General features: G+C 32.1%; 13 protein-coding genes and 1 tRNA gene. 9 read left to right on the top strand and 5 right to left on the bottom strand.

The annotated features are described in order from the left end of the window. Nucleotides 1-65 precede the first annotated feature (65 nt). Both HMPREF2706_RS02020 and HMPREF2706_RS02015 read left to right on the top strand, forming a co-directional pair. A complete protein-coding gene (locus HMPREF2706_RS02020; RefSeq protein WP_030058885.1) occupies nt 66-626 on the top strand; it encodes a TetR/AcrR family transcriptional regulator in 561 nt (186 codons plus the stop codon). 537 nt (nt 627-1,163) lie between these two features. Beyond that, on the top strand, nt 1,164-1,808 hold the full coding sequence (locus tag HMPREF2706_RS02015; protein ID WP_030058887.1) for a hypothetical protein: 645 nt from the start codon (nt 1,164-1,166) through the stop codon (nt 1,806-1,808). 262 nt (nt 1,809-2,070) lie between these two features. Here HMPREF2706_RS02015 and HMPREF2706_RS02010 read toward each other — a convergent pair. Together HMPREF2706_RS02010 and HMPREF2706_RS12295 are read right to left on the bottom strand one after the other, a co-directional pair. Next, nucleotides 2,071-2,160, bottom strand: a tRNA-Thr gene (locus HMPREF2706_RS02010). A gap of 99 nt (nt 2,161-2,259) precedes the next feature. Further along, entirely contained in the window at nt 2,260-2,391 is a 132-nt protein-coding gene (locus HMPREF2706_RS12295) for a hypothetical protein (protein ID WP_002435053.1), read from the bottom strand. A 382-nt stretch (nt 2,392-2,773) separates the two neighbouring features. Between HMPREF2706_RS12295 and HMPREF2706_RS02005 the strand changes: the two genes are divergently transcribed. Continuing rightward, nucleotides 2,774-3,943: an MFS transporter gene (locus HMPREF2706_RS02005; protein ID WP_002434998.1), complete on the top strand. Its 1,170-nt coding sequence runs from the start codon at nt 2,774-2,776 to the stop codon at nt 3,941-3,943. 80 nt (nt 3,944-4,023) lie between these two features. Here the strand turns inward: HMPREF2706_RS02005 and HMPREF2706_RS02000 are convergent, their stop codons facing one another. From HMPREF2706_RS02000 to HMPREF2706_RS01990, 3 genes are all read right to left on the bottom strand, one after another. Next, nucleotides 4,024-4,401: an iron chaperone gene (locus HMPREF2706_RS02000; protein ID WP_030058889.1), complete on the bottom strand. Its 378-nt coding sequence runs from the start codon at nt 4,399-4,401 to the stop codon at nt 4,024-4,026. A 12-nt stretch (nt 4,402-4,413) separates the two neighbouring features. Next, complete coding sequence (locus tag HMPREF2706_RS01995) at nt 4,414-5,949, bottom strand: bifunctional metallophosphatase/5'-nucleotidase (protein ID WP_064212288.1); 1,536 nt, start codon at nt 5,947-5,949, stop codon at nt 4,414-4,416. 168 nt (nt 5,950-6,117) lie between these two features. Further along, entirely contained in the window at nt 6,118-7,677 is a 1,560-nt protein-coding gene (locus tag HMPREF2706_RS01990; protein WP_030058893.1) for a motility-associated ABC transporter substrate-binding family protein, read from the bottom strand. Between the two features lie 234 nt (nt 7,678-7,911). Between HMPREF2706_RS01990 and HMPREF2706_RS01985 the strand changes: the two genes are divergently transcribed. The 6 genes from HMPREF2706_RS01985 (at nt 7,912) to HMPREF2706_RS01960 (ending at nt 13,185) form a co-directional block, all read left to right on the top strand. Continuing rightward, nucleotides 7,912-8,877 carry a phosphate/phosphite/phosphonate ABC transporter substrate-binding protein gene (locus tag HMPREF2706_RS01985; protein ID WP_030058895.1) on the top strand — a complete coding sequence of 322 codons (966 nt, stop codon included), beginning with the start codon at nt 7,912-7,914 and terminating at the stop codon, nt 8,875-8,877. Between the two features lie 119 nt (nt 8,878-8,996). Continuing rightward, the gene (gene phnC, locus HMPREF2706_RS01980) at nt 8,997-9,770 is read left to right on the top strand and encodes a phosphonate ABC transporter ATP-binding protein (protein ID WP_030058897.1); all 774 of its coding nucleotides are present in this window, start codon (nt 8,997-8,999) and stop codon (nt 9,768-9,770) included. 1 nt (nt 9,771) lies between these two features. Continuing rightward, on the top strand, nt 9,772-10,578 hold the full coding sequence (phnE, locus tag HMPREF2706_RS01975) for a phosphonate ABC transporter, permease protein PhnE (protein WP_002435050.1): 807 nt from the start codon (nt 9,772-9,774) through the stop codon (nt 10,576-10,578). Further along, nucleotides 10,575-11,384: a phosphonate ABC transporter, permease protein PhnE gene (gene phnE, locus HMPREF2706_RS01970; protein WP_002434989.1), complete on the top strand. Its 810-nt coding sequence runs from the start codon at nt 10,575-10,577 to the stop codon at nt 11,382-11,384. The genes phnE (HMPREF2706_RS01975) and phnE (HMPREF2706_RS01970) overlap by 4 nt, the downstream gene beginning before the upstream one ends. 192 nt (nt 11,385-11,576) lie before the next feature. Beyond that, a complete protein-coding gene (locus tag HMPREF2706_RS01965) occupies nt 11,577-12,227 on the top strand; it encodes an SDR family oxidoreductase (RefSeq protein WP_030058899.1) in 651 nt (216 codons plus the stop codon). Nucleotides 12,228-12,567: 340 nt separating this feature from the next. Beyond that, a complete protein-coding gene (locus tag HMPREF2706_RS01960) occupies nt 12,568-13,185 on the top strand; it encodes a hypothetical protein (protein ID WP_231098755.1) in 618 nt (205 codons plus the stop codon). Nucleotide 13,186 lies beyond the last annotated feature (1 nt).

The raw sequence follows: 13,186 nt of genomic DNA, 5'->3' as shown, positions 1-13,186 counted from the left end.
GTAATTTTAACTTAATTTTCCTGTAATATAACGAATTTAAATTAAATAAGGGGGAGATTTTAGAATTGAAGAATAAGATTATTGATAATGCAATAACCTTATTTTCTGAAAAGGGGTATTACGGTACTACACTTGATGATATCGCTAAAAGTGTAAACATCAAGAAAGCGAGTTTATACTATCATTATGACAACAAAGAAGAAATTTACCGTAAAAGCGTAGAAAACTGTTTTAATTACTTTAAAACTTTCATTCTTGAGAGCAACAACGATTCTAACTACTCTATAGATGGGCTTTACCAGTTTTTATTTGAATTTATATTTGATATTGATGAAAGGTATATCAGGTTATACGTCCAATTATCCAGTGCACCAGAAGAGTTATCTTCAGAGATCCATAATCATCTCTTAGGAGTTAATGAAGTGCTAGATAGTGAAATTATAAAATATTATGATTCCTCCAATATATCTATGGGTAAAGAAGATTTTCAAAATTTGATACTCCTTTTTTTAGAGAGTTGGTATCTGAGAGCGTCCTTTTCACAAAGATTCGGGGTTACTGAAGAAAATAAGAATTGCTATAAAGACCAAGTATATTCTTTATTAAATGTGTTTATAAAAAAATAATTTTGGTAACTAGTATGTAATAAATCTCTTATTTTTATAAGGAATTGCATTGCATATTTTTTTGAAACCAAAAAATAGTTGACAATATATATATAAATTGAGACTCTAAAGTTATAGCTAATAAAATTCGAATTTTATACAATTACTTGGAGATTTGAATAATTCAAATTTAATAAGAGTTGTTCATAAGTGTGATTTTAGTATTTCAAAATTTGATCGTGAACCTAGTTATAGTTAAGTTAAAATTATAGAGGCTTAATTAAGATTGTTAAATTCATATATAATCGAAAACAGCCTATAAACATGAGTCATAGACATTTAGTTAATAAAATTTATAATATATTTGAGCATCTACAATCGTCATTGTGGGTGCTCTTTTTTTTTAATTTTTAAAAATAAAAGTTAATTAAGCAATTTAATTACAAGTCAATGATGTAAAAATATGGTAAAAATTATGTAACATAAATGAAATAATTAAAAATCTGTGATAACGTAGAATATGTAAAATTCAAAATTTCTGAAAGGGGTTACAGTTTAATGAAGAAAGTCACTTTATTAAGTAGTGCAGTATTAGCAGGTACGATTGCTTTATCAGGCGTAACAGGAGTAGCAAATGCGAGCGACTATCATCATGGCAACTTCGCTACTTATAAGGAAAAAGTTGAATCACTAAAAAAATTAAAAAAAGATGGAGCTATTAGTAATAAAGAATATAAAGGTAAAATGGAAGCTTTAAAAGAGTTTGATAAACAAGGACGTACGAATATGGGATCTAGACCATATGGTGGTATGCCTCCTAAAGGTATGACTAGTGAGCAATACAGTGAATTAGAATATAATGTTGGTAATGCTAATGAGATGCCTAACTCAGTATTTAACAAGAGAATCGATCGTGAAACACAAAAAATTGCAGATAAATACAAAACAACGATTTATGCACCTCAAAAGACGTTCAAACCTCATACTCAACAAACTAAACAAGGGGACCGTCCATACGGTGGTGTAGCACCTAAAGGAATGACAAGCGCTCAATATGCAGAATTAGAGAAAAAAGTAGGAAATGCATCACAAATGTCTAAAAAAGCATTTGCGAAAAAAGTAGACCAAGAAACACAAAAAATTGCAGATAAATACAAAACAACGATTTATGCACCTCAAAAGACGTTCAAACCACATAAATAAATAATCACAAAAGTAAACAATGTGATTTAATTAAGTAAGCCATAGTGTGTAACATTTAGATAAGGACCATGAAGATAATTTTCAAAATTATGTTTCTGACCCAATTCTAAAAACATGCTATGGCTTTTTATATAATAGAAAACTAATCTTAAAATATATACCATATAATAGAAGAAACACGTTCAATTTGGTTTTGCAAAATCAAATTGCAAACAAAAAAGGGCAGGTTCTTGTAATAAGAACTTGCCCTTTAATAAAGTAGCGGAGGGAGAAGGATTTGAACCAACGCGAGCTAAAAGCTCCTACCAATCACGAATGATTGGCCTCTTAAGCCAGACTTGAGTATCCCTCCAAAATCAGAACATTAACTATTATAAAACGCTCATATTCTTTTGTAAAGAGAAAATGTTATTTTCTTTAAATTTATGTAAATACCAATTTCATACACTCATTAATTCCATTGTTTAAATACCTTAACTAGACCAATAATTAAATAGTAAATAAGATCTATAATAATATCCACGAACCACCAAAACCATTCAAATTTTCGTTTTTTCTTTTTCTCTGTGGGTGTTGAACTCATTATTCTCCTCCTATTTTAATACTGAAATAAACATAACAGTTACAGTGTGATTTTTCAAAAGTCGTCGTTAATATTTATTTCAATAGGGAAGATAAATATATAATTGGAATGTGCTGTCACAAAATCGACAAAAATTATGAATATGCATTTCAATTTATCTATATTAAAAAGTATTTTAATTAATCATTTTACAATTGGCTTAATACCACGTTATCTAAAATTGTCTTAATTTTATTATAATGAAAACAAAATGAAAGCTTATGATACTTGAGTTTAAACTCAAAAATTAATTTCTAAATACCTCTTCACAAGTACCATAATTTTTTATAGTATATCACTCATGTTGATTTTTTGAGAAAAAATAATAAGGGAGGAAGCAAAAATGAGAGAAAACAAAATGATGTTCTTCATATTCATGTTAGGAACTTTCACAGTAGGTATGGCAGAATATGTAGTGACCGGTTTGTTAACGCAAATTGCTGACGACATGAAAGTCTCTATTTCAAGCGCTGGCTTACTAATAAGTGTCTATGCAATTAGTGTAGCTGTGATTGGTCCATTCATGAGAATATTCACTTTAAAAGTGCATGGACATCGATTATTGCCTATTCTAGTGGCTATATTCATTGTCAGTAATTTAGTGGGTATGTTAGCTCCTAATTTTAATATACTGCTATTATCTAGATTGATGTCAGCAGCAATGCACGCGCCATTCTTTGGTGTATGTATGAGTGTAGCGGCTGCGGTTGCTCCTCCCGCTAAGAAACCACAAGCAATTGCCTTAGTTCAAGCTGGGTTAACTATCGCGGTAATGATTGGTGTGCCGTTTGGTTCATTTCTTGGTGGATTCGCAAATTGGAGAACAGTATTTGGTGTAATGATCCTATTAGCTATCATTACAATGTTAGGTATGATTAAATTTGTTCCAAAAGTATCATTAAGTGCAGAAGCCAATATTGCTAAAGAATTAAAAGTATTTAAAAATCCACATATCCTTATAGTTATTTCTATCATTGTATTTGGATATAGTGGCGTATTTACAACTTATACTTTTATGGAACCAATGATTAGAGATTTCTCACCTTATAAAGTGGTAGGCCTTACAGTGTGTCTATTTATGTTTGGTCTTGGTGGCGTTATCGGTAATTTAGTTACTGGAAGTATTCCAGAACATAAATTAACTAAAAATCTCTATCTTACGTTTTTATTATTATTCATCACAATTATTTTATTTGTTACTGTTGTGCATAACGCAGTTTTAGCGTTAATTGTATGTTTCATGTTTGGTTTTGGAACTTTTGGTACGACACCATTACTCAATAGTAAAATTATATTAAGTGCTCATGAAGCGCCACTACTTGCAAGTACATTGGCTGCATCAGTATTCAATGTAGCGAATTTCTTAGGCGCAATCATTGGTTCGATTCTATTATCTATAGGTTTACCATATATTCAAATTACATTTATTTCAGGTGGTATCATTATTCTAGGTATCATTCTTAACTTTCTTAATAATATTTATGAAAAGAAACACATTACATTCAATGATTAATTAAAAAATGCCTGTTCGCTATCCTTAGCGAGCAGGCATAATTGATTTAATATAAATAAACTCACATCATAAATCACTCTTTACTTATGATCTCTCCAAAATTTCGTATAATCTTTTTTCTCTTCCATATTTAGTTTAATCATGTCACCGATTAAATCATAATCAATCTCGTGGTTCCATTTGATTCTAAATAAATTTTCAGTTTGTGTGTAACCAGCGTTAGTTACACGTTGCTTAAATTGTTTCAAACAAGCTGCTTCAGGCATAATTGAGAAATGTTGTTTGGCTTTGCTGAAGGCAATTATAAACGTTTCGTTGTACGTGTACATTGGTTGATTCCATTTCACTACTGGTGTTAAATCTGAATATTGTGTTTCAATCCATTCAAATAAGTGTCTCAATTTTTCACGATGCGCTTCATTCTCGATGTCATTTATAAAAAGGTTAAATTCTGACATAACTTGCACCTCTCATTTTACGACTTTGAAATTTACAACTTTAGGTATATGACTTAAGTCGTTAGTTGATAAGTAATTGATTAATAGTTGTGCGCCTTCAATTTGGATGTCTTTAATGATTGGTTTATTTTCATACATATTATAATTACCACCACCAACAGCACGATAATTATTGACGCAAATAGTGTAGCTTTTATGTTCATCTAAAGGCTTCCCATTCACAAATAAATCACTCACTCGTTCTCCTAGAGCACGACCTACATGAATCGTATAATCTATTCCCGCAAAGATATCATAATTAAAATGTTGAGGTTTTGGCTCAAGGAAGTCTGCGCTCACACTTATTTCCTCATCACGTAAATCGAAATAAGCAGCTGACCGTTCAATAGCTAATTTAATATCACGACCTGTAAGTTCGATTACTTTAAATGTGTTAGGAAATGGATAGTTGTTGATGATATCACGCATAGTCACATCTTTATCGAAGCCTTTAGCAGAATCGAAAAGGGCAGTACAGGTAATATCAGCGCCACTACTTTCAAGTAAAATGTAGTTTAGTAAATTAATAAACGGATGAGGCTTAACTCTAGCATCAAAAGCATTCTCAACTCGCATTGAAGTAGGTAAAGTTGCAACTTTCTTATCTAGCCAATCTTCTAAATGAACTCTTAAATTTTGATCTTGTTGATTTATTTCAAAACTTGAACAATCCTCGACATCTAATAAGTGACAATTCTCTATTTGAACGTCATTGTCATGTTCAATATTTAAGACGATTTTTCCAACTTTAGTCCCTCTTGTACCAGGCTGTATGACGGCAGTTTGATTGTAAATGGTAGCAATATCACGATGTTGATGACCAGTAATTAATACATCAATGTCATCACTGAATAAACGCAAAATTTCAGAAGCTTCATTTTCTCCAGTCAGAGCTTCCGTAGGCTCACCAGTTTCTAAATCACGTTCAAACCCACCATGATAACTTACGACTACTACATCACTTTGTTTTCGCAATTCAGGTAATTGGGAAGAAAGAGTTTCAACAGCACTTTGAAATGTCAAAGTTTCAATGTATTCAGGCTGTTCCCAATGTGGAATAAACTGCGTTGTTAAGCCAATTACACCTATAGTTAACCCCTGACTTTTTATGTAAGTGATACCTTGCCCTGTAAACGGTTCTCCATTTTCTAAAATATTCGCACATAGCATAGGATAATCAAGCTGATGTATGGTTTGTTTAAGATACTTTAGACCGTAATTAAACTCATGATTTCCAATTGTACCGAAATTAAAATTTAAACGATTATAAATATCGGTTAATGGACGACTAGTAGCTAATTCAGAAACTAAATAGTTACACAAAGGGGAACCTTGTAAAAAATCGCCGTTATCTATTTTTATACTGCCGTCATAGTGAGAGCAGTCTTGTTCAATGATATGATTAGCTTTTAATAATCCCATGGGTAATTCAACATCACGATGTGAGAAGTCAGTTGGAAAGATAAATCCATGCACATCACTTACAACATAAAATGCTAATTGAGTCATCCACCTAGAACCTCCTTTGATAAAGAAAAGGTTGGGACTTTAAAAGTTTAAGCTTTGGGAAACTAATTTATGATGTCCCAAAGCGGGATTTTAGCAGTAAAACTTATGGTTCTGCTTCAATCCTAAAACTTTCGTCCCGACCTCTTTTTAAATATTATATCTATAGTGTTAATGAATGTCTGTAGTTGTAACTACTTTTTTACCTTGTTTGAGTCGAATATGAGCACCATTAATATCTTCAGAAACTTTAGCAGTAAGTGTTAATGTTGCTTCTCCATTACTATCCGTTTTAACAGTTTGATCTTTACTATAGCCTGGTTGACTAAATTGGGACCCATCTGATGAGAAGCTACCGATTTGTTTACCTCCATCTTTATAAATACCAACTGTTAAATTATTAATTGTACTATTTGCATCATAACCTTTAAGTTTTACTGTTACTTTAAATGGATGGTTGGGCTGAATACTTTGAGGTAGGTTGAATTCAGCGTTACCAGTTTGGTCATGATGTGAGTTGCTATTGTCATTAGAGCTACTTTCATCATTATTATCAGAACCACTTTGCGAACTACCGTAACTACCAGGTTTAAAAGTTGAACGGTCATACCATTTATAGCCTTTTTCTGGCTGTGACCAAGGTTCATGTTGAGGTTCAGTGGAATTTTCAGGTTTTTCAAAGTTTAATAATGGGGTTTTATTATCAATTTTGACACCTGTATCCTTCATTGATTCATGGCTATCTGATTTTCCTAACCAAGTTGTGAGATTTTTTAAAAGTGTTCCATTATCCTGTTCTTTAAAGCCATCATATGTTTTTTTCGATTTGCCATTATCTTCACGTTGATATTTAGGAGAACTGTCTTCTACAAGTGAAGTATCTCCAATAAATGCAGCTTTACCTTTACCAACTTTTGAAATAGCTATGTAAGGTCCTTCTTTAGTACCGCCACCACTATAAATACCTTGGTCTACGGCGTGAGACCATTTTTGTTTATTAGATAAGTTTTCAGGCATATATACGATACCTTTAGCTTTATCAGGATCAGTAATAGCTAGAGTTGAACCAGAATGCATAGATACTGATTTCACATCTTTAGTAATTCCAAAGCTCTCTTTACTAGATACAATATTCTGAGTATTTAAATCGCCTAATGCATTGTATCTAAAGCGAACGCCGAATTGATTAGAAAGCCAATCTGAGCTTTTCACACCTTGCATTGCTTTAGAGTTTTTCTCTCCACTATTCATATCTTTTGTCATATCTTGGTAAGCACCACGACGATATCCATTCATAGATTCGGATGAATCGATTCTATTTAAATTTCTATCTGCATTGTAGTGGTCTGAAATAAATATGACACTACCCCCACGTTTTACAAAGTTAACAATAGCTTGTTGTTCTTTCTCTTTAAATGGATTATTAGCTTCCGGAATTACTAAAATATGAGCATTTTTAAGTGTTTCATTACTAATATTTGCTTCTCCATCTAATTCTTTAACGTTATATCCTTTGTTCTTCATAGAATCTGCATAATCTGAAAATGCACCGTCAGTTACCCAGTCAGCGGCACCAGCTGTTTGTGCATGAGAGTTATCGAAAAGCACGGTTTGGTCAGATTGTCCCGAACTTGAAGATGTAGATTGTGTCGTTGCATGAGCTGATTGAATCGTAGTTACAGAAATGGCAGTAGCTAAAACAGTTGAACTTAACACTTTAAATAATTTCATCTCTTTATTTACTCCTCATTAAAAATGTATACCTTTCAAAATTATAGTATAAAAATTGGAGGGTAAGTAGAGACTTAACGATATTTTTACAAAGCCTTAGTAATTAATATAAAGTTTTTATAAATTTAATTAAAATTAAATACTCATTACTTATTAGATGTGCTAATCTATAAATATGGTTTCTAAAATATACATATTACACTAACTTATATTGTGAAGGGGACAGTTATGAGAATGAAGAATTTGAAGTTTTTAGTTGTACTTGTATTATCGGTAGTTATCTTTGCGGCAGCGTGTGGGAACTCTAGTTCATTAGATAACAATAAGAAAAGTTCAGATAGTGGATCAGATTCTGGTTCAAGTTCGGGAGATTATAAACCTAAAGAATTAACTGTACAGTTCGTACCATCTCAAAATGCAGATAAACTCGAAGCGAAAGCCAAGCCTTTAGAAAAGTTATTATCTGATAAATTAGGTATTCCTGTAAAAGTATCAGTATCAACGAATTACAACACAATTGTTGAGGCAATGAAGTCTAAAAAAGTAGACGTTGGTTTCTTACCACCAACTGCTTATACTTTAGCTCATGATCAAAAAGCAGCAGACTTATTACTTCAAGCACAACGTTACGGTGTTAATAAAGACGGTTCATCTAATAAAAAATTAGTGGATGATTACAAATCTGAAATCTTAGTTAAGAAAAACTCAGGAATTAAAAGCTTAAAAGATTTAAAAGGCAAGAAAATCGCACTACAAGATGTAACTTCTACAGCTGGGTACACATTCCCATTAGCTACACTTAAAAAAGAAACAGGTATCAATGCTACAAAAGATATGAAGATTGTAAATGTTAAAGGTCACGATCAAGCTGTTATTTCTTTATTAAATGGTGACGTTGATGCAGCTGCAGTATTCCAAGATGCACGTACTATAGTTAAAAAAGACCAACCAAATGTCTTTAAAGATACTAAGATTTTAAAACTAACTGAATCTATTCCTAACGATACAATTTCAGTACGTCCGGATATGGATAAAAAATTCCAAGAGAAACTTAAAAAAGCATTTAAAGACATCGCTAAATCTAAAAAAGGTCACAAAATCATTAGTGAAGTATATTCACACGAAGGATACACAGATACAAAGGATTCTAACTTCGATATCGTAAGAAAATATGAAAAAGAAGTTCAAGACATGAAGTAATCAACCATACGATAAATTGAATAGAGTCAAAAAATAGAAAAGCTAGGAGACTGAATGAAAGATGATGATATCAACTATTCAGCTTCTTAGCTTTTCTTTATAAAAGAAGGGTGTTTGTTATGAGTCAAATTGAATTCAAGGATGTTAATAAAGTATATCCTAACGGGCACGTGGGGTTAAAAAATATTAATTTAAACATTGAAAAGGGTGATTTTGCAGTTATTGTTGGTTTATCAGGTGCAGGGAAATCGACTTTGCTACGATCTGTCAATCGCCTACATGATATTTCTTCAGGTGATATTACAATTGATGGACAATCCATTACGAAAGCGCGTGGCAAACAGTTATTAGAAATGAGACGTAACATTGGAATGATTTTCCAACATTTCAATCTCGTAAAACGTTCAACCGTACTAAGAAACGTACTAAGTGGCAGAGTGGGATATCATCCAACTTGGAAGATGGTACTCGGTTTATTCCCTAAAGAAGATAAAATCAAAGCAATTAACGCCTTAGAGCGAGTGAACATTTTAGATAAGTACGATCAACGCTCAGATCAACTCTCAGGTGGACAGCAACAACGTATATCAATCGCGCGAGCATTGTGCCAAGAATCAGCAATCATTCTTGCGGATGAGCCTGTTGCATCGTTAGACCCCTTAACAACAAAACAAGTTATGGATGATTTAAAGAAAATTAATGAAGAATTAGGAATTACAATCTTAATCAATTTACACTTTGTAGATTTAGCAAAGGAATATGGATCTAGAATCATAGGTCTTAGAGCTGGAGAACTTGTCTATGATGGACCAGCAAGTGAAGCGGATGATGATGTTTTCAATCATATTTATGGTCGATCAATTAATGAAGATGAAAAGTTAGGGGTGGAGTAAAATGGCAACACCTACATCATCAACGAGTAAATATGATCAATATTTAAATAAAAAGATGTCAATTAAAACAAGCTTTACAATTATTCTTATAGCGGCTCTCATCATATGGAGCTTTATTTATACAGGTTTTAGTATTGGAGATTTAATGATAGGTATTCCACAAATTGGTGCATTCTTTGGACAGATGGTACCACCAGATTGGAGTTACTTAGATCAAATTACGAAACCAATGTTAGATACAATTCGTATGGCAATTGTAGGCACATTCTTAGGGAGTATTGTATCAATACCTGTAGCTCTTTTATGTGCAAGCAACATCGTTCAAACTAAATGGATTGCTATTCCAGCACGATTTATTCTCAATATTGTACGTACAATTCCAGACTTACTTTTAGCAGCAGTGTTTGTTGCGGTATTTGGTATTGGTCAAATTCCTGGTGTTTTAGCATTATTCATATTAACTATCTGTATCATCGGAAAGTTACTATATGAATCATTAGAAACAATTGAACCAGGACCTATGGAAGCTATGACGGCTGTAGGAGCAAATAAAGTTAAATGGATTGTCTTTGGTGTTGTTCCTCAAGCAATTTCTTCATTCATGTCATATGTTTTATTCGCTTTTGAAATTAATATTCGTGCATCGGCAGTTTTAGGACTTGTAGGTGCAGGGGGTATTGGATTATTTTACGATCAAACTCTAGGTTTATTCCAATACAAGAAAACGGCAATGATTATTTTATTTACTCTCCTCATCGTTGTCATTATTGATTTTGTAAGTTCGAAAGTGAGGGAAAAATTAGCATGAATGAACAAAAATACAAACTCAATTCAAAGAGATATCGTGAGAGAATTATAAAAAATTGGATTATTGCAGTTATTGTAGCAGCGATTATTATTTGGGCATTTGCAGGTATGCCAGCTTTAGAATTAAAAAGTAAATCGATTGAAATATTGAAGTCCATATTCAAAGGCTTATTTCATCCAGATCTAGGCTACATATATATTCCTGCCGGTGAAGACTTACTTAGAGGACTATTAGAAACATTTGCAATTGCAGTAATAGGGACATTCATTGCCTCTATTATATGTATTCCATTTGCTTTCTTAGGTGCAAGAAATATGGTGAAGTTAAGACCAGTAACTGGCATAAGTAAATTTATCTTAAGTATTATTCGTGTATTTCCAGAAATTGTAATGGCACTTATCTTTATCAAAGCCGTAGGACCAGGTTCATTCTCTGGAGTACTTGCATTAGGTATTCACTCCGTTGGAATGTTAGGAAAACTTTTTGTTGAAGATATTGAAAGTTTAGATTTTAGTGCTGTTGAATCATTAAAAGCTAGTGGTGCTAATAAAACTAAAACATTAATATTTGCAGTGATACCACAAATATTACCTTCATTTATATCATTAATTCTTTATCGATTTGAACTAAATCTACGTTCTGCCTCTATTCTAGGTCTAATAGGTGCAGGAGGTATTGGTACGCCGTTAATCTTTGCACTCCAAACACGTTCATGGGATCGTGTGGGGATCATCTTAATAGGATTGGTGATTATGGTTGCGATTGTCGACCTAATTTCCGGTGCTATCCGTAAGCGTATTGTTTAGTCATTTTATCTGAAAATAAGTATGCCTACCGTATAAAAAGTTATGAATCATAAAGATTTATAATAAGACGTCAGGTATACTTATTTTTTTAAAGAAAAAGAGTTTTACGAGCGTAAGCACATGAGTTGAGTGAGAATGACACGCATGTTAATATGCATGTGCATATAAAATTCGAGGAAGGAGCTTTTAATGATGAGTGTACTAGTAATTGGTTCAAATGGTGCAGTGGGCAGAAAAGTTATTTCGCAATTAAAAGACACTGAACATTCCTCTGTAGCACTTGTACGTAAAGAGGAACAAGTAAGTGATTTAAAAGAACTAGGTGCAGATAAAGTCGTTGTCCAAGATTTAGAGGAAGATTTTTCAAGTGCTTTTGAAGGCGTAGATAGTGTCATATTTACAGCAGGTTCAGGTGGTAGTACTGGTGCAGATAAAACTTTATTAGTAGATTTGTGGGGAGCTAAAAAAGCTGTGGACTACGCTACTAAACATCAAGTGAAGAAATTTGTTCATTTAAGTGCTACTGATAGTGTTGAACCTGATAAAGAAACTGATGTAATGAAACCATATGCTGTAGCTAAACATTTCTCAGATCTATATATTGAAAATTCAAATTTAAATTATACCATTGTCCACCCTGGTCCACTTCAAAATGAAGAAGGTACAGGTAAAATTGATGCTGAATTAGATATTGCAAGAGATCCTAATAGCTATACAATTCCTCGCGAAGACGTAGCAACTGTATTAATCGAAGCTCTTGATGCGTCAGCAGTTGAAGGTAAAGATATCTTCATTCAAACAGGTCAAACTGATATTAAGGATGCAATCAACAATATAAAATAAGTGATATATACTACCCGTTCAAAGTTCATAAAACATTTTGAACGGGTTTTTAATTTAAGGTTATTAGACTTATGTTGAATCATGGTAGTGGTTATTAAGTATTCGTGTCCTAACAACTCATGATATAATTATAGAAAGCTATTTAATAAAAATAGAATTATAAAATTATTGAATATATAAAGTTTAACCTATCTTTAAATGTGAAAGTAGGTTTGAGATCAACGATAGATAAAAGATTGTAATATTTATAGCGTATAAGTTATAGACTTAAGTTCCCAATTTACATTTTCCAAGAGCATCATAATAGAATTTACAACTAGAAGGTTTGGAGTACATTTAAATGAAACGTTTTTTAAAAATACATAAACATACTCTAAGAGAAAATACATTGATAAGTCTTATTTTTATAATGAGTTTATATAATAAATGGTTGCTACTTTTAGCGATTATTTTATCGGTTCTCTTGTTAAAAAGAGGAATACTTGGAGTGATCCAACTTATTTACCTCTATACTACAAGAAATTTAATGATTTCATTTTTCGATACGAGTGATAGCGCGTATGATCTTACATATGCGATTTACATTCTCATTTATGTTATAGGAATATTTTTCTTAATTAGACATATCAAACGTTGGGTGAGAAGCTATCTGATATTTACCTTTGCTCTAGCTTCAATCACTTTGATGCTAATTTATATCATAATGTCTTTGATTACATCTAATGATCCTCTTTATTCAATAACTAAACTCATTAATTACTTTATTCCATTAATCATTATTGTTACTTTAGTTTATCTTATCAAAGAAGTAGATGAACTTATTAAATGGCTAGCGAATCAAGTTGTAACATTCATTCTTTTTACATTAATACCTTTAGTGATGTCATTAATAAAAGTTCTTTCTCAAGAACAATCATTTAAAGGGTGGTTCTGTTGCAAAGTTGAATTTATAGTATAAT

The organism is Staphylococcus sp. HMSC067F07, from assembly GCF_001837405.1.
In the GTDB taxonomy this organism is placed as follows: domain Bacteria; phylum Bacillota; class Bacilli; order Staphylococcales; family Staphylococcaceae; genus Staphylococcus; species Staphylococcus capitis.
This window is presented reverse-complemented; position numbering and strand designations above follow the sequence as displayed.

Coding starts and splice junctions, on each gene's coding strand:
- HMPREF2706_RS02015 (WP_030058887.1), top strand. CDS start 1,164: ATGAAGAAAGTCACTTTATTAAGTAGTGCAGTATTAGCAGGTACGATT.
- HMPREF2706_RS12295 (WP_002435053.1), bottom strand. CDS start 2,391: ATGAGTTCAACACCCACAGAGAAAAAGAAAAAACGAAAATTTGAATGG.
- HMPREF2706_RS02005 (WP_002434998.1), top strand. CDS start 2,774: ATGAGAGAAAACAAAATGATGTTCTTCATATTCATGTTAGGAACTTTC.
- HMPREF2706_RS02000 (WP_030058889.1), bottom strand. CDS start 4,401: ATGTCAGAATTTAACCTTTTTATAAATGACATCGAGAATGAAGCGCAT.
- HMPREF2706_RS01995 (WP_064212288.1), bottom strand. CDS start 5,949: ATGACTCAATTAGCATTTTATGTTGTAAGTGATGTGCATGGATTTATC.
- HMPREF2706_RS01990 (WP_030058893.1), bottom strand. CDS start 7,677: ATGAAATTATTTAAAGTGTTAAGTTCAACTGTTTTAGCTACTGCCATT.
- HMPREF2706_RS01985 (WP_030058895.1), top strand. CDS start 7,912: ATGAAGAATTTGAAGTTTTTAGTTGTACTTGTATTATCGGTAGTTATC.
- phnC (WP_030058897.1), top strand. CDS start 8,997: ATGAGTCAAATTGAATTCAAGGATGTTAATAAAGTATATCCTAACGGG.
- phnE (WP_002435050.1), top strand. CDS start 9,772: ATGGCAACACCTACATCATCAACGAGTAAATATGATCAATATTTAAAT.
- phnE (WP_002434989.1), top strand. CDS start 10,575: ATGAATGAACAAAAATACAAACTCAATTCAAAGAGATATCGTGAGAGA.
- HMPREF2706_RS01965 (WP_030058899.1), top strand. CDS start 11,577: ATGAGTGTACTAGTAATTGGTTCAAATGGTGCAGTGGGCAGAAAAGTT.
- HMPREF2706_RS01960 (WP_231098755.1), top strand. CDS start 12,568: ATGAAACGTTTTTTAAAAATACATAAACATACTCTAAGAGAAAATACA.